The organism is Pandoraea eparura (genome assembly GCF_902459725.1).
In the GTDB taxonomy this organism is placed as follows: domain Bacteria; phylum Pseudomonadota; class Gammaproteobacteria; order Burkholderiales; family Burkholderiaceae; genus Pandoraea; species Pandoraea eparura.
In genome coordinates, this window is sequence record NZ_CABPSH010000001.1 from 531,153 (window position 1) to 548,126 (window position 16,974).

15 protein-coding genes are annotated in these 16,974 nt (G+C 64.8%); 9 read left to right on the top strand and 6 right to left on the bottom strand.

Going from position 1 to position 16,974, the window contains the following annotated elements:
• Positions 1-14: 14 nt before the first annotated feature.
• On the top strand, positions 15-635 hold the full coding sequence (locus PEP31012_RS02375; protein ID WP_150587728.1) for a Maf family nucleotide pyrophosphatase: 621 nt from the start codon (positions 15-17) through the stop codon (positions 633-635).
• Entirely contained in the window at positions 632-1,348 is a 717-nt protein-coding gene (locus PEP31012_RS02380) for an SAM-dependent methyltransferase (protein ID WP_150587729.1), read from the top strand. Before PEP31012_RS02375 ends, PEP31012_RS02380 begins: the two co-directional genes overlap by 4 nt.
• A gap of 88 nt (positions 1,349-1,436) precedes the next feature.
• On the opposite strand, the gene PEP31012_RS02385 is transcribed toward PEP31012_RS02380, so the two are convergent.
• The 4 genes from PEP31012_RS02385 to PEP31012_RS02400 form a co-directional block, all read right to left on the bottom strand.
• Entirely contained in the window at positions 1,437-2,492 is a 1,056-nt protein-coding gene (locus PEP31012_RS02385) for a S49 family peptidase (RefSeq protein WP_150587730.1), read from the bottom strand.
• 63 nt (positions 2,493-2,555) lie between these two features.
• Entirely contained in the window at positions 2,556-2,972 is a 417-nt protein-coding gene (locus PEP31012_RS02390; protein ID WP_150587731.1) for a Rieske (2Fe-2S) protein, read from the bottom strand.
• Complete coding sequence (locus PEP31012_RS02395; RefSeq protein WP_150587732.1) at positions 2,969-3,631, bottom strand: HAD-IA family hydrolase; 663 nt, start codon at positions 3,629-3,631, stop codon at positions 2,969-2,971. Before PEP31012_RS02395 ends, PEP31012_RS02390 begins: the two co-directional genes overlap by 4 nt.
• The gene (locus PEP31012_RS02400) at positions 3,618-4,622 is read right to left on the bottom strand and encodes an RluA family pseudouridine synthase (protein ID WP_150588053.1); all 1,005 of its coding nucleotides are present in this window, start codon (positions 4,620-4,622) and stop codon (positions 3,618-3,620) included. Before PEP31012_RS02400 ends, PEP31012_RS02395 begins: the two co-directional genes overlap by 14 nt.
• A 621-nt stretch (positions 4,623-5,243) precedes the next feature.
• Here PEP31012_RS02400 and PEP31012_RS02405 point away from each other — a divergent pair.
• From PEP31012_RS02405 to PEP31012_RS02435, 7 genes are all read left to right on the top strand, one after another.
• The gene (locus PEP31012_RS02405; RefSeq protein WP_150587733.1) at positions 5,244-8,477 is read left to right on the top strand and encodes an Rne/Rng family ribonuclease; all 3,234 of its coding nucleotides are present in this window, start codon (positions 5,244-5,246) and stop codon (positions 8,475-8,477) included.
• 297 nt (positions 8,478-8,774) lie between these two features.
• Positions 8,775-9,902 carry a GTP 3',8-cyclase MoaA gene (gene moaA, locus PEP31012_RS02410; protein WP_150587734.1) on the top strand — a complete coding sequence of 376 codons (1,128 nt, stop codon included), beginning with the start codon at positions 8,775-8,777 and terminating at the stop codon, positions 9,900-9,902.
• Between the two features lie 67 nt (positions 9,903-9,969).
• Positions 9,970-10,854, top strand: a complete 885-nt coding sequence (locus PEP31012_RS02415) for a hypothetical protein (RefSeq protein ID WP_150587735.1) — start codon at positions 9,970-9,972, stop codon at positions 10,852-10,854.
• Positions 10,855-10,894: 40 nt separating this feature from the next.
• On the top strand, positions 10,895-11,533 hold the full coding sequence (gene mobA, locus PEP31012_RS02420) for a molybdenum cofactor guanylyltransferase MobA (RefSeq protein WP_174978074.1): 639 nt from the start codon (positions 10,895-10,897) through the stop codon (positions 11,531-11,533).
• An 87-nt stretch (positions 11,534-11,620) separates the two neighbouring features.
• A complete protein-coding gene (gene moeA / locus PEP31012_RS02425) occupies positions 11,621-12,904 on the top strand; it encodes a molybdopterin molybdotransferase MoeA (protein ID WP_150587736.1) in 1,284 nt (427 codons plus the stop codon).
• 104 nt (positions 12,905-13,008) lie between these two features.
• A complete protein-coding gene (locus tag PEP31012_RS02430; RefSeq protein WP_150587737.1) occupies positions 13,009-13,293 on the top strand; it encodes a hypothetical protein in 285 nt (94 codons plus the stop codon).
• 218 nt (positions 13,294-13,511) lie between these two features.
• The gene (locus PEP31012_RS02435; protein ID WP_150587738.1) at positions 13,512-14,009 is read left to right on the top strand and encodes a GNAT family N-acetyltransferase; all 498 of its coding nucleotides are present in this window, start codon (positions 13,512-13,514) and stop codon (positions 14,007-14,009) included.
• Between the two features lie 209 nt (positions 14,010-14,218).
• Here PEP31012_RS02435 and PEP31012_RS02440 read toward each other — a convergent pair whose 3' ends face one another.
• A complete protein-coding gene (locus PEP31012_RS02440) occupies positions 14,219-15,682 on the bottom strand; it encodes a DNA recombination protein RmuC (RefSeq protein ID WP_174978075.1) in 1,464 nt (487 codons plus the stop codon).
• Positions 15,683-15,948: 266 nt separating this feature from the next.
• Positions 15,949-16,941 carry a 2-hydroxyacid dehydrogenase gene (locus PEP31012_RS02445; protein ID WP_150588056.1) on the bottom strand — a complete coding sequence of 331 codons (993 nt, stop codon included), beginning with the start codon at positions 16,939-16,941 and terminating at the stop codon, positions 15,949-15,951.
• Positions 16,942-16,974: the final 33 nt, after the last annotated feature.

Sequence of the window (16,974 nt, forward strand, 5' to 3'; positions counted from 1 at the left end):
AACACTTAAACCCGATGACCGTACAGCCCCCGCCACCGTTGATCCTGGCCTCCGGATCGCGCTATCGACGTGAACTGCTCGCGCGCCTGCGCCTGCCGTTTTCAGTCGACGTCCCGGACATCGACGAAACCCCCGCCCTTGGCGAAACGCCGCACGACACGTCACTGCGCCTGGCCCGCCAGAAGGCGCAAGCGGTCGCCGATCGCCAACCGGGCGCCCTCATCATTGGCTCCGACCAGGTCGCGACCTTCGAAGGCCGCCAGATTGGCAAGCCCGGCAATTTCGAGAACGCCATGACGCAGTTGCGCGACATGCGCGGCAAGATTGTCGAGTTTCACTCCGCCCTGTGCGTGTTTGATGCCCGCAACGGCGAAAGCCAGGCCAGAGACGTCGTGACGCGGGTGAAGTTCCGCAACCTGCCGGACGACGTGCTGGCCGCCTACCTGCTTGCCGAGACTCCCTACGACTGCGCCGGCGCCGCCAAATCCGAAGGGCTCGGCATCATGCTGCTCGACACCATCGAGAACGATGACCCGACAGCGCTCATCGGGTTGCCGCTGATTGCGCTCACGACCATGCTGATGCACGCAGGCATTTCCCTGCCTGGGCCTGGCGCAACAGGAGCAACGGCATGAGCGGCACCCTGTATCTGATCCCGAATACGCTTGGCGCGAACACTCGCGGCGGTCTGCCGGCAGTGCTGCCCGAAGACGTCCGCAACGTGACGGCCGGCCTGAAGTATTTCGTCGGCGAGCAGGCCAAGAGCACGCGGGCGTTTTTGAAACGGGTCGGGGTGAGCACGCCGATCCAGGAAATCGATATCCGCGAATTGAACGTCAACACGCCGGAAGCGGCCATCGACGCCTTGCTTGCCCCCCTGCTGGCCGGCGCCGATGGCGGGCTCGTCTCGGAGGCCGGCTGCCCGGCCGTGGCGGACCCTGGAGCGTTGCTGGTGCGGCGGGCACACGAGAAAGGCGTGCGCGTGGTGCCGTTCGTCGGACCGAGTTCAATTCTGCTGGCCTTGATGGCGAGCGGACTGAACGGCCAGAGCTTCGCCTTCCACGGCTACCTGCCGACGGACGCCGCCGAGCGTGCGAAGCGCTTGCGCGAACTCGAACAACGCTCGCGCAAGGAAAAGCAGACGCAAATCTTCATCGAGACGCCCTATCGCAACAAGGCCATGCTCGACGCGCTGCTGCAAACCTGCGACGCTGCCACCCTGCTTTGCGTCGCCGTCGACGTCACACAGGAGGCCGAGCAGATCGTCACGCATCGGGTCAAGGGATGGCCTCAGGCGCGCGTCGATCTGCACAAGCGCCCCGCCATTTTCCTGTTTTTGGGCCAGTAACGCCCAAAATCGGCGTCGGCAAGCGACAACGCCACGGAGATCATCCGTGGCGTTGTCGCGTTTTGCGCTGACGCAGCGCGACGCAGCGTTACTTGAACGACAGGGACGCCCCGATCATCATCGTCTTCATCGCGGCGGTACCCACGGCCGCACCGAAACGTCGCGCCACCCGCTCAGGCAAGTTTTCCTTGACGGTGTAGTCGACCAGATTGGGCGCCTTGAGCACGTCGCGGGCCACCGAGTCGACCGTCCCGAGGCTATCCGCCAAGCCCAGCTCGATCGAGCGCTGGCCCGTCCAGAACAAACCGCTGAACAGATCCGGGTCGTCCTTCAGTCGATTGCCACGCCCCTTCTTCACGGCGCCAATGAACTGTTGATGGACCTGTTCGAGCATATCGAGGGCGTACGCCTTTTGCTGGTCCGTCTGCGGCGAGAACGGGTCGAGGAATCCCTTGTTGCGCCCAGCCGTCAGCAACCGCCGCTCCACGCCGAGCTTGTCCATCAGCCCGGTGAAGCCGAAGCCGTCCATCAACACACCGATGGAGCCGACGATGCTCGCCTTGTCGACGTAAATCTTGTCGGCAGCCGCCGCGACATAGTAGCCGCCGGAGGCGCAAATTTCCTCGACCACCACATACAACGGCTTCTTCGGGTATTTCGCCCGCAAGCGCATGATGTCGTCGTAGATCATGCCTGCCTGCACCGGACTGCCACCCGGGCTGTTGATGCGCAGAATCACGCCCGCCGCCGACGCATCGTCGAACGCCGATTCGAGCGCGGCGTTGATCTTCCGGGCGCTCGCCTGACCGTCGGGCGCAATCTCGCCGCTCAGCGTGACCAGCGCGGTGTGCTTGCCACTGGCGGCACCGACCGTCGTCGGGCCGCCGTCAAAATCGGAAATCGACCAGACAACGAGCGCGAAGATCGCCAACACCAGCAGCCGGAAGAAGATTTTCCAGCGACGTGACGCACGTTGCTCGCGAATGCCGGCCATCAACACCTTTTCCAGCATTTCGCGCTCCCAGGGCTTGACCTCGCCGGCATCGCGACCGACGCCACCCGCCGCGGCCGACGACGACCGCCCGCCGGGCGGAGGAAAACCGGGTTCGGTGCGGGGCGAATCGGGCGGCAGAGCGTCGGCCATAGGGTATCCAGAGAACTTGGGGTAAAAGGCGAAAACAGCGATCGAATTCGGGATGCCGTGCCGTCAGTGCGCCGGCGGTTCGGGCGCTTCGATATACGCGTCGGGCCACCAGACGACGGTCGTGCGAGTGGCGTCGCCCCCGTCCGGGTCGGTCAGCCGCTCCTCGACGCGCACGGGCTGCAGGGCACCACCGCGGCACGGACCGCCGATGCAGTGCCCGGTGTCGGGCTCATAGGTCGCGCCATGCGTCGCGCACATCAAGTATAAGCCGGACGTCTCGAAGAACTGACCTTCCGACCAGTCGAGTTCCATCGGCACATGGGCGCACTGATTGAGATATCCGTAGACGTGGCCACCGTAGCGAATCACGAATGCCGGGGTGCGACGACCGCTGACGGACACCTCGAAACGCACGCCGCGCCCCCCATCCTCGAGCGCAGCCCCCGGGCAGATCGGCAACGGCACGGCGCAATCGCTCACACGCGCTCCAGTAGCCAGTCGCGCAGCTCCGTCACACTCCCCGCGCAATACGCGGGCTCCAGCGCCACCAGTTGCTCTCGCGGATGCGCACCGCCATAGGCGACGCCAACGGCAGCCGCTCCGGCGCTGCGGGCCATCTGCAAATCGTGCGTGGTGTCGCCAATCATGACCGTGCGACGCAGGTCCTGCCCCAGTTCGCGCGTCAGTTCTTGCAGCATCGCCGGATGCGGCTTCGAAAATGTCTCATCGGCGCAACGCGTCGCATCGAACATCCGCATCAGGCCAGCGGCTTCGAGCGCCCGGTTCAGGCCAACCCGGGACTTGCCCGTCGCGACGGCGAGAAAACGGCCGCGCGCGCGCAAGGCTTCGAGCAGCTCACGAATCCCCGTGAACAGCACGGTTTCCTTGTCACCTATCAAATAATGGAAGCGATAGCGCTCTGACAGCCGCGGATAGTGGGCCGGGTCGAGCGACGGCACGGCCATTTGCAAGGCGTCGCGCAGGCCGAGGCCGATCACGTGGCTCGCAATCTCGTCAGACGGCACGGGCAGCCCCAGATCACGGCAGGCCGCCTGAATGCAGCGGGTAATGGTGGGCGTCGAGTCCATCAACGTCCCATCCCAGTCAAATACGACCAGGTCGAACTCAGGGCTTGGCATCGGCAGAAGCGCCTCGAAGTTGGTTCAGAAATTGCTCACATTCTGGCGGTAACGCTGCTTCCAACGCAATCGGCGTATCCAAAACCGGATGGTTGAACTTCAGGCGCCATGCGTGCAGAAACATTCGCTTGATGCCAGGACGGGTGCCGGGACGGGCAAGTGTCTTGTTCAGCGTGAAGTCGCCGTACTTGTCGTCGCCGACGATCGGCGTACCGCAATGCGCCAGGTGAACGCGGATCTGATGGGTTCGCCCCGTTTTCAGTTCCGCTTCGAGCAATGTATAGGGCGGATGCGATTCCATCATGCGAAATACCGTATGCGACGCCTGACCGTCTTCCTGCACCCGCACACGGCGCTCGCCTTCCGCCGTCACATACTTATACAGCGGCGCCTTGACCGCGCGCTGACGATCCCGCCATTCCCCCGTGACACAGGCCAGATAACGCTTGTCCATCCGGTTGTGCCGGATCTGCTCGTGCATGCCGACGAGCGCCGAGCGCTTTTTCGCAAGCAGCAGAATGCCAGACGTTTCGCGATCGAGCCGATGCACCAACTCAAGAAACTTCAGGTGCGGCAGGGCCCGGCGCAGTTGCTCGATCACGCCGAACGACACCCCGCTGCCGCCATGCACGGCCACTCCAGCAGGCTTATCGATCGCCATGAGGTAATCGTCTTCGAACAACACGGGAAAGGTGGCGGCGGGCACATGCGTCGGCGCGTCGGCGGCCGGCGCGGCCACGCGAACCGGCGGAATCCGTACCACATCACCAAGAACGAGTCGATAGGCCGCGTCTATCCGTCCTTTGTTCACGCGCACCTCGCCGCTACGCAAAATGCGGTAAATGTGACTTTTCGGCACCCCTTTGCACTCGCGCAAGAGGAAATTATCGATCCGCTGACCGGCCGAGCCGTCGTCGACCTCGACGAGTCGAACCTGCGGCGCGGACGCCGGCGAAACCATTTTCTGCCGATTTTTGCCTAACTCATTCATTATGAATATAATTTGCCCTACAGAGGTGGCGGTAGCGGGAATCATGCCAAATCCGCGCCTCTGTCGGTGCTTACCTCAAAACGGTATTTTACTTGCACCCCGGACAGGCTGCTCGTCCGGTGACCCTGGAGCAGCGAGCGCACGCACATCACGCAGCGTCGGCAGGAAGTGGGCCCACAGGCCGCTTCGGTCGCAGCGCGCGGGATGCGGATAGAGTTGGTGGTTATAGAATTTTTTGGCGGTCAGCCCGGGTTCGATTGTCCGGGCTGATCGCTTTGCTGAATATCGTTCGCGCAAGAGTCTTGGTGAGGCGCCGTCACAAGAAGAAAAAGTGTCGGCAGGCGCCCCGAGAAAACACTGATGAAGTTTCTCGTCCAGTATCTCTTGGTAGGGACTGCAAGCCCGAAGTGATCCGCGCCGGGCCGGAATTTTCCGGTGTCTCGGCGGATTCGGGTGAGCGCGATAACGTATTCGCTGGCGCCATTGCGTCCGTCGGCCTCATCGCCCGGACCCCCCGGCAATTCTTCCACCCCCGGCTCGAACCTCGCGTGTTGGATAACTCGAGTGATACGTGCCCGACGCACTGCACATTGGCAACTGCGGCGGGTGGGAGTCGTTTTCATGAAACGCATGTTGTTCAACGCCACGCAGCAGGAAGAACTGCGCGTGGCAATTGTCGATGGGCAGAAACTCATCGATATCGATATCGAGACGGCCGGCCGCGAACAGCGTAAAGGCAATATCTACAAGGGTATTATTACCCGTATCGAACCTTCCCTCGAAGCCTGCTTCGTCAACTACGGCGAAGGCCGCCACGGCTTCCTGCCGTTCAAGGAAGTCGCCCGTGCGTACTTCCGCGAAGGCGCCGATGTGCGCAATGCGCGCATTCAGGACGCCCTCTCCGAAGGCCAGGAACTCATCGTTCAGGTCGAAAAGGAAGAGCGCGGCAACAAGGGCGCCGCCCTCACGACCTTCATTTCCCTGGCCGGCCGTTACCTCGTGCTGATGCCGAACAACCCGCGTGGCGGTGGCGTGTCGCGCCGCATCGAGGGTGAAGACCGCCAGGAACTGCGCGAGACGATGGGCCAGCTCGAACTGCCGGAAGGCATGAGCATCATTGCCCGCACCGCCGGCATCGGCCGCTCGGCCGAAGAACTGCAGTGGGACCTGAACTACCTGCTGCAACTCTGGCACGCCGTCGAAAGCGCCGCTGCCAATATCGAACTGCCGCGTGACTCGGCGCTGATCTATCTCGAGTCGAGTCTCGTCATTCGCGCGATCCGAGACTATTTCCAACCCGATATCGGTGAAATCCTCATCGATACGGAAGAAATTTCCGAGCAGGCACGTAACTTCATGCAGGTGGTCATGCCCGATCACCTCAATCGCGTGAAGCAATATCGCGACGACGTGCCGCTGTTCTCGCGTTTCCAGATCGAACATCAGATCGAAACGGCATACTCGCGTCAGGTGCCGCTGCCCTCGGGCGGCGCGATCGTGATCGATCACACCGAAGCGCTGGTGTCGATCGACGTGAACTCGGCGCGCGCTACCAAGGGCGCCGACATCGAGGAAACGGCCCTTCGCACCAACCTGGAAGCGGCGGACGAAGTTGCGCGCCAGCTGCGTCTGCGCGACCTCGGCGGCCTGATCGTGATCGACTTCATCGACATGGAGTCGGCCAAGAGCCAGCGTGAAGTCGAACAACGCGTCAAGGATTCGCTCAAGCACGATCGCGCCCGCGTCCAGATGGGCAAGATCTCGCGCTTCGGCCTGATGGAGCTGTCGCGCCAGCGCCTGCGCCCGTCGCTCTCGGAAGGCACGCACGTGACCTGCCCGCGCTGTAACGGCACCGGCCATATCCGCGACGCCGAATCGTCGGCGCTGCAAGTCCTGCGTATCATCCAGGAAGAGGCGATGAAGGAGCACACGGCAGCCATCCACTGCCAGGTGCCGGTCGAAGTCTCCGCGTTCCTCCTCAACGAAAAGCGCCAGGAAATCAACAAGATCGAGGCTCGCTTCAAGGTCGGCGTGCTGCTGATCCCGAACAAGCACCTCGAGACGCCGCACTACAAGCTCGAGCGCCTGCGCTTCGACGATCCGCGCCTGGATACCCCGAAAGCCAGCTACGCCCTCGCGGAAGAAGCCGCGCGTGCCCTGGAAGAAGATCCGGCGGCTTACAGCAAGAAGAAGGAAGACGCCCGTCCGCGCCAGGAAGCCGCCGTCAAGGGCATCACGCCCGAGCAGCCGGCACCGGCCGCGCAACCGCGCCCGGAACCCGTCGCCGCCGCACCGGCCGTCGCAGCCCCTGCACGCAGCGGTGGCTTCATCGGCTTCGTGAAGCGCCTGCTGGGTCTCGAGCCCGCGGCACCGGCACCGGTCAAGGAGGAAGCGCCGGCCAAGCCGACCGCACGCCCGCCGCGTGAGCGCCACGAACGTCCGCATCAGCAAAACCGTAATCGTCGCGGCAATGCCCGTGACGAGAACAAGGCGGGCAAGGACACCGCCGGCCAACCGGCGCGCGAGGGTCGTGAGGGTCGTGCCGCCCGTCCGGAACGCGCCGAGCGTGCGGATCGTGGTGAGCGGGCCGAACGCGGCGAACGTGGCGATCGCAATGAGCGTCAGGAAGGTCGCGACAAGCGTGAGCGCGACGAGGCGCAGCAGCGTCAGCCGGCGCAGGACGTCCGCGCAGAAGAAGGTCGCGAGCCGCGCGAAGGCCGCGAACGCGGTGGCCGTCGCGATCGCAACGAGCGTCGTGAGCGTCGTCAACCCGAGGGGGCAGACGGCCAGCAAGCCGTGCCGCAGCGTGTCGCCCAGGCCGCGGCACCGCTCGTCGCCGAGTCGGAGGATCTTGAGCAGGATCGTCTGACCGCGCAGGTCGAAGGCGCCCCGGTTCTGGCAGGCGAAGAAGGCGAGCAAGGGGGTGAAGAGCGCCGCCGCAGCCGTCGTCGCGGTCGTCGCGGTGGCCGTCGCGAGCGTGAAGCCAATGAGCAGCAACTCCATGTCGAAGGCGAGCCGGCCGAAGGCGCGACGTCGACCGATGGGGAAATCGCGCATGCCCAAGTGCCGACGAACGAAGCCGTCGACACCGTAGCCGCCGATGACCAGGCCTATGCAGCAGCGCCGGCCGCTCCGGAAACCGCCACGACGGTGGCCCAAGCCCCCGCCGTGGGCGTCGAGTCGACGCCCGTCCCGGTTCACGCCGAGCCGGCGGAAGCCCCGGTCAGCGAAGCCCCGATCGCAAGCGTGACCGAAGCGGCACCGGCAGCACTGCCGGAAATTCCGTCGCCGGTGATCGCCGAGCCGGTCGCCCCGGTGAACGTGGCACCGCTGCCCGCCGCCGAAGTCGCCGCTCCGGTGGTCCCGCCGGTCAGCGCACCGCTACCTGCGGCCACGCAAATTCCGGCGCAGCCCGTCGTGCCGGCCGAAGCGCTGACCGAGATTGCCGCCACGGCCGTGATCGCCAGCACCCCGGCCGAAGTCAGCCCGGCGCCGGCGACTGCCGCGTCGGCGACGCCGGCCCAGAGGGTGGAAACGGCGACACCGGTGCATGCACCGGCCCCGGCCCAGGTCGTTGCGGCGCAAGCCGTGCCGGCCGCAACGGAAGTCGTGACGTCGCAACCTGCCACGCCCCCCGCGCCGACGCTGGAAAGCAGCGCGCTTGAGTCGACGCTGGCAAGCGCCGGTCTGGTCTGGGTCCACACGGACGCCGACAAACACCGCGCCGCCAAGGAAGCGGCCGCGCAGGTCGCCCCGGCACCGCGCGTGGCGCGTGAGCGCCGTCCGTCGACGCCTCTCAACAGTGGGCCGATGGAGCAAGTGGAAACGCGCGATTCATCGAATCACACGGCTTGAGCGCGACAGCGTGGCATAACGTGACGCTCAGGCGGCGGGCCCAGACCATCCGCCTGACATGACGTCGAAAAAGGAGGCTCCGGCCTCCTTTTTTGCCAATAGGCACCGCGTGTTTCGCATCGAACCCCGCGTTGTCCCGACTTGTGTCCCCCCCGGCCCACCCCGTAACGTGTCGCTAAGTACGGGTTTGACGTCCCGCAACGAAGGTTTGGGTACCGATATCCGATGCCTGTTTCGTCGGCGTGGGCGGCCAACCGGCCAATTCGTTAGAATGGAGACGCAAGCCAAGACCCCACCATGACCGAAACGATCATCCGACTGACTGATCTGCGTAGCGACGCACGATATGCGACGTATTCCCCGCAGGCGCCCGCACAGGTGCGCACCGCCACCGGCCATCTCGAAGATGCGTTGGCACGGCCGCTGCACGACCTGCGGATTTCGGTGACGGATCGTTGCAACTTCCGCTGCGTCTACTGCATGCCGAAAGACGTGTTCGGCAAGGACTACACCTTCCTCCCGCAATCGTCCCTGTTGTCGTTCGAAGAAATCGAGCGCGCGGCGCGCCTGTTCGTCGAACACGGCGTGGAGAAGTTGCGACTCACGGGGGGCGAACCGCTGCTGCGCAAGCACATCGAACGTCTGATCGAGATGCTGGCCCGCCTGCGCACGCCGTCGGGCAAACCGCTCGACATCACGCTCACGACCAATGGGTCGCTGCTGGCGCGCCGGGCGCAATCGCTCAAGGACGCCGGGCTCACGCGCGTGACGGTCAGCCTGGACAGCCTCGACGACACGATCTTCCGACAGATGAACGATGTCGACTTCCCAGTCGACACGGTGCTCGAAGGCATTGCGCAAGCCCAACACGTCGGCCTTGGCCCCGTGAAGGTCAACATGGTGGTCAAACGTGGCACCAATGATGCCGACATCGTGCCCATGGCGCGGCATTTTCACGGCAGCGGTGTCATGTTGCGGTTCATCGAATACATGGACGTCGGCACGTCGAACGGCTGGCGGATGGACGAAGTGCTGCCGTCGGCGGACGTCATCGCCCGGCTGAACGAGGCCCTGCCGCTCGAACCGCTCGAACCGAACTATCCCGGCGAGACGGCGCAGCGCTGGCGGTATCGCGACGGTGGCGGCGAAGTCGGTGTCATTTCGTCGGTCACGCGCGCTTTTTGCGGCACTTGTTCACGCGCCCGCCTGTCTACGGAAGGCAAGCTGTATCTGTGCCTGTTCGCGAGCGCCGGGTACGACTTGCGCACGTTGTTGCGCAACGGCGCGAGCGACGCACAGATCTCGACCGTCATCGGCGACATCTGGCAGGGTCGCACCGACCGTTACTCCGCCATGCGCACGGCGGCCACCGGCCTGCCCGAAAACGCCCCCCCGAAAGTGGAGATGTCCTACATCGGCGGTTGAGCGTTCCGGGCGCGCTGCCCGAACACTCGTCCGTACGCTTTCGTACTATCGAATTCTCACTCGACTCATGATTTTTACCGCCCCGGACGTTGATGGCGTCCGAGACTCCCTGAAGACTTCCCGGCGTGTCTCGCCCCTGCGCTCGCGCCTTGTCGCGCGGAGCGTTATTGTCGCCAGCCTGAGCACCCTGACGCTGCTGTTGACCGCCCTCGCCCCGTCGATGGCGCGTGCCGATTGCGATCCCGCCGGCCGCGATATCGCGAACCGTCTGATGACCTACACCGGCCAGCTCGGCGAGCGCAATCCGTTGCGGCTGGTGCTGCGCCCGTCGTCGGGCGGCAAACTCGAAGGCCGCTATGCCAATGCCTCATCGCTGAGTGATACGTACCTCACGGGCAAGCTGGAGAACAAGTCGCGCCTGCATTTGACCGAATTCGATGCGGGCGGCATGCCGCGGGCGACCTTCGAAGGCGATTTCACCGCCAACGACGACGTCAACCGTCAGCGTGGTGCAGCGTCGAGTTGCGAAGTCATTTCCGGTCAGTGGAAGGACCTGCGCAATGGCCGCTCGGTGCCGTTCGAGCTGGCGCTCGCCAGCATCCAGTCTGGGAAGATCGATCATCTTTACGGCGTTGCCGGCGTGAGCGACGACGACACGCTCAACCGAGCGGCCACCCAGTTCCGCAAGGGCGTACTCGACGACCGTCGCGACGTTGTCGCGCAGTCGATGCGTTATCCGCTGCGCGTATCGTTGCACGGCAAAACCTTGATGCTTCGGAACCCGAAGTCGCTGCTCGCGCGATACAACGAGATATTCACCGATGCGTACGTGCGCACCATTGGCGCTGCCGTGCCCCGACTGATGTTCGCACGCGACCAGGGCGTGATGCTCGGCGAGGGCGCCGTCTGGTTCGATGCGTCTGGCCGGGTCATCGCGCTGAACCGCTCCTAGCCTGTCTCTTGCCCGCCTACCGACCTGGAACCCAGCGCTCATGACTGCCTTGCCGATCCCGCGTAGTGCCATGACCGGCCTGGTGCTCGCGGGGGGCCGGGGCCAGCGCATGGGCGGACGTGACAAAGGCTTGCAGCGCCTGGCCGGACGAGCGCTTGCCGAACACGTCATGGAACGGATGCGGCCGCAGGTCGAGACGCTGCTCATCAGTGCCAATCGGAATCGCGATGCCTATGCGGCCTTCGGCGCGCCCGTGGTGAGCGACGAGACGCAGGCGTTCGCCGGCCCGCTTGCCGGCATGCTGGCGGGTCTTCGGGTGACGCACACGGACTACCTCCTCACGGCACCGTGCGACTCGCCCTACCTCCCCGAGGACCTTGGCGAGCGGCTGGCGGCGGCCCTGGCCGCGGCGATCGGCGACGCCGCCTGCCCGCCGCTCGCGGCCTATGCCGTCACGGCACAGGGGCCGCATCCGGTCTTCGCCCTCTTGCATCGCTCGCTCGCCGACGATCTTGCCGCCACGCTCGCGGCCGGGGAACATCGCGTGCGGGCGTGGTTGGCGCGCCACAGGGCAGTACAAGTTCACTTCGGTGACGAGCGTCCGTTTTACAATATCAACACGCTGGACGACCTCCAACCCGATACATCCGAGATATCCGATACGCCGCGCGTGCCCTGAGCTTCCGGGCACCGACGCGGCCCGATCCGTCGCCACCGCTGTTACGGGATTCACGCCGGGGACATGCCGGATGACGACGCCACACCGATGACAACACTTGACGAAGCCCTGGCCGGCTTGCCGGACTACGACCCCGACCACATGACGGTCGAATTGGCGCGCGCCATCATTGCGCGCACCGCGCGGCCGGTATCCGCCGTCGAGCAGATTGCTGTGCGCAGCGCGCTGGGCCGGGTGCTTGGTCGCGACGTCATCTCTGCGCTCGATGTTCCCGCTTTCGACAACGCCGCCATGGACGGCTATGCCTTCGCAGGCAGCGCCCTGGCCACCGGTGGCGACGTGCGTTTGCGCGTGGCAGGCCGCTCGTTCGCCGGCCATCCGTTCCAGCGCGCGGCAGCACCCGGCGAGTGCGTGCGCATCATGACCGGCGCCCTGCTGCCCGCGGGCTGCGACACCGTCATCCCGCAGGAACAGGTGCAGCGCGAAGGCGACACCGAGATTGTCACCTTTGCGGCCAACGCCGTCTCGCCCGGCCGCCATGTGCGCCACATCGGCGAGGATCTGGCCGCCGGCCAGACGGCACTGCACGCGGGCAAGCGGCTGCGTCCGGCCGCGCTTGGCCTGCTCGCCTCGCTGGGCATCGGCGAAGTGCCGGTGCGTCGTCGCATCCGCGTCGCGTTCTTCTCGACGGGCGACGAACTTCGCTCGGTCGGCGAGTCGCTCGCGCCGGGCAACCTCTACGACAGCAACCGCTACACGCTGTTCGGCATGCTGCAACGGCTGGGCGCCGAGGTGCTCGATCTGGGCGTCGTGCGCGACGACCCGCAAGCAATCGAGGACACCCTGCGCACTGCTTGCCGCGACGCCGATGCCGTGATCACGTCCGGCGGCGTCTCCGTCGGCGAAGCCGATTTCACGCGCGAGATGATGACGCGCCTGGGCAACGTCGTCTTCTGGAAGATGGCGATGCGCCCGGGCCGCCCGTTCGCCTTCGGCGAACTCGAGGCCGACGGTCATCGCGCGCTGCTCTTTGGCTTGCCGGGCAACCCGGCCGCCGTGATGGCGTCGTTCTACCATCTGGTGCGCGACGGCCTGTTCGCACTGATGGGCGCCGAACCGCAAGTCACGCCGAGCCTGCCCGTGCCGACGACGACAGCCATTGCCAAGCGCCCCGGCCGCACCGAATTCCTGCGTGGGATTCTTGCGGCGGACGCACAGGGCTGCTGGCGGGTGACGGTGGCCGATGCGCAAGGTGCCGGTATTCTGCGCACGATGAGCGAAGCGAACTGCTTTGTCACGCTCGGCACGGCGCGCGGCGATGTCGCGGCAGGTGAACTGGTCGACGTCATTGCCTTCGACGGACTGGTGTAGCGCGAGCCCTACTGGATTCCCCCCAAAGCGAAGCAGCGAAGTTGCAAAATATAGCCGGCGTTGGCGCTTCGACGACATCGGCACCCAACCGAAAACACACGTCAATGACAACAAGAAAACAGATCACGTATATCAGTCCCGGCCAGACGGCCAAAGCGCTGGTGCTGGTCTATCTCACTTTCAGTATTCCGCTGGTGTTGCTCGCCTTCCTGGCCGCGTTTTTGCGTTACGGCGAGTTGCCGGGTCTCGCGTTCATTTCCGCGCTGGTCCTGAACGCCATCGTCGGTTTCGTGCTGCTTTGGATCGCCTGCCATGCCTACAATTGGGTCGCCGAGCGCTTTGGCGGCATCGAAGTCGCACTGGGCGACGTCCCCGAAGAAGAGTGCTGACGTTCGCACCAGCGATCGCTTGAGCCCGGGCATTTAGCGCATCGGCTGCATTGAGTGTATCGGGTGTATCGGCTGCATCGGCTGCATCGGCTGCATTGAGTGCATCGGCTGTATCGGCTGTATCGGGTGCGTAGGGTGCATCGGGTGCATCTAATGCATATGCTGCACCCAGCGCCACCAGCCCTCAACCTTACTGTCTCCTAATTATCTTGTCCCCCATGTCCCTGACCCTGTGTGCCGCCAAGGCTGACGACGTCGGCGCGATTTACGGCCTGATGCGAGAACTGGCCGTTTATGAAAAGCTGCTCGATATTTTCGAAGCGACGCCTCACAGCGTGCACGAGGCGCTGTTCGGGCCTACCCCGGCAGCCGAGTGCCTGATGGCGAAATGGGACGGCGCGGCAGTCGGCTACGCGCTGTACTTTCACAATTTCTCGACGTTCCTCGGTCGGCGTGGCCTGTATCTCGAAGACGTCTACGTGCAACCGTCGATGCGCGGCAAGGGCGTGGGGCAGGCGCTTTTGCGTGAATTGGCCGGCATCGCCGTCGAACGGCGCTGCGGACGCTTCGAGTGGACCGTGCTCGACTGGAACCAGCCGGCAATCGACTTCTATACGTCGCAGGGCGCGACGGTGCTGCCCGACTGGCGTGTGGTTCGCATGACTGGCGAGGCACTCAAACGGTTCGCCAATCGCGACGACTCCCCGGCGCCCTGAGCGTTCTGAGCGTTCTGAGCGTTCTGAGCTTTCCGAGCGCCTTGAGTGCCTTGAGTGCCTTGAGTGCCTTGAGTGCCTTGAGTGCCTTGAGTGCCTTGAGCATGCAACGGGGCAGGACATTCGGGAGCGCAACGAACGCCCTTTACGTCGGGACGGTCAGGCGCGTCCTGAGTCCCCAAGTTCCCGTAAGCGACTACCCCCACCGGCACTCACGCCTCGTCGTCGGTCTCCATCTCCACACCGAGCAGTTCGACCGCCTGCTCACCGGGCAGGGCTTCCACGGACTTGAGCTGACGCGCCATCGCGCGCGTGCGCACCTCGGCCTTGTCGATCGAACGGGTCACCGTCTCCAGTTGCGCCTTGGTCTTGGCGAGTACGTCACCGAATTTGGTGAACTCCGTTTTTACGGCACCAAGCACCTGCCACACCTCGCTGGAACGGCGTTCGATGGCAAGCGTGCGAAAACCCATCTGCAGGCTGTTGAGCAAGGCAGTCAACGTTGTCGGGCCCGCCACCGTCACGCGATACTCGCGTTGCAGCAGGTCAGAGAGTCCCGGACGCCGCAGCACTTCGGCGTATAACCCTTCCGTCGGCAGGAACAGCAGCGCGAAGTCGGTCGTGTGCGGCGGCGCGAGATACTTGTCTGCGATGGTCTTGGCCTCCAGGCGGATGCGCGTCTCCAGCGCCTTCGATGCCTCCTCCACCGCTGCCGGATCGGCACGCTCCTGCGCGTCGAGCAGACGCTCGTAATCCTCCCGCGGGAACTTGGCGTCGATGGGCAGCCAGACCGGCGTATTGCTGTCGCCATTCTGACCTGGCAGCGCAATCGCGAACTCCACCCGCTCGGCACTGCCCGGTTTGGTCGCAACGTTCTTGGCAAATTGGTCGGGCGTGAGCAGTTGCTCGAGCAACGCCTGCAATTGCACTTCGCCCCAGATGCCTCGCGTCTTCACATTGGTCAGCACGCGCTTGAGATCGCCCACGCCGGCGGCGAGCGTCTGCATCTCACCCAGGCCGCGATGCACCTGCTCCAGGCGGTCCGAGACCAGCTTGAACGACTCGCCGAGTCGCTGCTCCAGCGTGGCATGGAGCTTCTCGTCAACCGTGCGGCGCATCTCTTCGAGCTTCGCTGCGTTGTTGACCTCGATGTCCTTGAGCTTCTGTTCGAGCGTGGCGCGCACTTCGGCCAACCGCCGTTCGTTGCCCTCGGCCAGTTGCGTGAGTTGCTGGTGCTGCGCCTCACCGAAGCGGCGCAACGTCGACGACTGCTCTTCGCGCATCTGCTGGCCGTTGAGCACCAGGCTCTGACGCACCGCGTCGAGTTGGGCCGCGTTCGTCTCGGTCAGCTTTGCCAGTTGCTGCGCAAACCCGTCGATCTGGGTGTTCTGCACCGTGGCCACGCTCGTCATCTGCGCGGCCAGCGTCTGCTGGAACTGCGCCATCTGGGCGCTTTGTTCCCCGCGCCCGGCGCGTGCCGTTTCCGCGAACTCCTGGCGCAGGCCGCGCTCGCTACGATCCGCGGCCTGCAGCAAGTCGTCCCGGACGTGGGTCAGCGTGTCGACGAGCGTCTCGCGCAACATCGTGTCGCCGCCACGCTGCCAGACCTTCACCGCAATCGCGATCAACACCAACAAATTCAGCGCTGCCAGCGCCACCAGTCCCATCTCTACCATCGCGTTGCGACTCCCGTTGACACCTTTTGATCCTGCTGGCTGCGCCTACCGACGCCCGCCTTGCGCCGGGCTCGCGCCCGCGTTGTATCGGCCTTGTACCGGCCTTGTGCCGGCCTTGTGCTCACCTTGTGCTCACCTTGTGCTCACCTTGTGCTCACCTTGCGCCCACCTTGTGCCCACCTTGTGCTCACCTTGTGCTCACCTTGTGCTCACCTTGCGCCCACCTTGTGCCCACCTTGTACCTGCCTTGTACCGGCCCTGTGCCGCTACGACTGGCGCGCGGCCGGATTCAGCAGACAGGGCGGCTTGCCCGCCGCCGCCCCGAATCCCAAGGCCGCAATCAGATTGTCGGCTGCCAGACTGGCCATGCCGCGACGCGTCGCCACGGACGCACTCGCGATATGCGGCGTCAGCACGGCGTTCGGCACCTTGAGCAAATCGGGATGCACCTTCGGCTCGCCCTCGAAGACGTCGAGACCGGCCGCCGCAATCTGCCGGTTCGCAAGTGCAACCGCGAGCGCCGCGTCGTCGACAATGCCGCCGCGCGCCAGATTGACCAGCGTTGCCGTCGACTTCATGACGGCCAGCTCGGCGGCGCCGATTGTGTGATGCGTTGCGTTCGAGTAGGGCAACACGAGGATCACATGATCCGCTGTACGCAGCAGCGTGTCCTTGTCGACGTAGCTCGCCTGGCAGGCCGCTTCCGTTGCCGCATCGAGACGCGAGCGGTTGTGATACACGACGCGCATGTTGAAGCCCATCGCACGGCGCGCAATCGCTTGTCCGATACGCCCCATGCCGACAACGCCCAACGTGCTGCCATGTACGTCGGCGCCGAGAAACCCATCGTACGCCCACTTATCCCAATGCCCTTCGCGCAACCAACGTTCCGACTCGGTCACGCGACGCGCCGTCGCCATCAACAGCGCCCAGCCGAAGTCGGCGGTCGTCTCGTTGAGCACATCGGGCGTGTTCGTCGCCATGACGCCGGCGGCGGTCATCGCCTCGATATCGAAATTGTTGTAGCCCACGGCCATGTTGGCCACCACGCGCAAATGCGGCGCGCCGGCGAGCACCGACGCATCGATGCGCTCGCTCGCCGTGGTGATTGCGCCGGCCTTGTCAGCCAGACGCGCACGCAGTTCGTCGCTCGAATACACCGTATCGGCGTCGTTGCGCTCGACATCGAAATACTGCGCCAGACGCTCGATCACGTCGGGGAAAATGGCTCGGGCTACCAGGATCTTCGGTTTCACCAGTTGTCTCGCAAAGGTTGACCGCGTCACGATTTC

Bases quoted from the DNA above. Each gene is read 5' to 3' on its own strand.
- PEP31012_RS02375 (WP_150587728.1), top strand. From the start codon at position 15: ATGACCGTACAGCCCCCGCCACCGTTGATCCTGGCCTCCGGATCGCGC.
- PEP31012_RS02380 (WP_150587729.1), top strand. From the start codon at position 632: ATGAGCGGCACCCTGTATCTGATCCCGAATACGCTTGGCGCGAACACT.
- PEP31012_RS02385 (WP_150587730.1), bottom strand. From the start codon at position 2,492: ATGGCCGACGCTCTGCCGCCCGATTCGCCCCGCACCGAACCCGGTTTT.
- PEP31012_RS02395 (WP_150587732.1), bottom strand. From the start codon at position 3,631: ATGCCAAGCCCTGAGTTCGACCTGGTCGTATTTGACTGGGATGGGACG.
- PEP31012_RS02400 (WP_150588053.1), bottom strand. From the start codon at position 4,622: ATGAATGAGTTAGGCAAAAATCGGCAGAAAATGGTTTCGCCGGCGTCC.
- PEP31012_RS02405 (WP_150587733.1), top strand. From the start codon at position 5,244: ATGAAACGCATGTTGTTCAACGCCACGCAGCAGGAAGAACTGCGCGTG.
- moaA (WP_150587734.1), top strand. From the start codon at position 8,775: ATGACCGAAACGATCATCCGACTGACTGATCTGCGTAGCGACGCACGA.
- PEP31012_RS02415 (WP_150587735.1), top strand. From the start codon at position 9,970: ATGATTTTTACCGCCCCGGACGTTGATGGCGTCCGAGACTCCCTGAAG.
- mobA (WP_174978074.1), top strand. From the start codon at position 10,895: ATGACTGCCTTGCCGATCCCGCGTAGTGCCATGACCGGCCTGGTGCTC.
- moeA (WP_150587736.1), top strand. From the start codon at position 11,621: ATGACAACACTTGACGAAGCCCTGGCCGGCTTGCCGGACTACGACCCC.
- PEP31012_RS02430 (WP_150587737.1), top strand. From the start codon at position 13,009: ATGACAACAAGAAAACAGATCACGTATATCAGTCCCGGCCAGACGGCC.
- PEP31012_RS02435 (WP_150587738.1), top strand. From the start codon at position 13,512: ATGTCCCTGACCCTGTGTGCCGCCAAGGCTGACGACGTCGGCGCGATT.
- PEP31012_RS02440 (WP_174978075.1), bottom strand. From the start codon at position 15,682: ATGGTAGAGATGGGACTGGTGGCGCTGGCAGCGCTGAATTTGTTGGTG.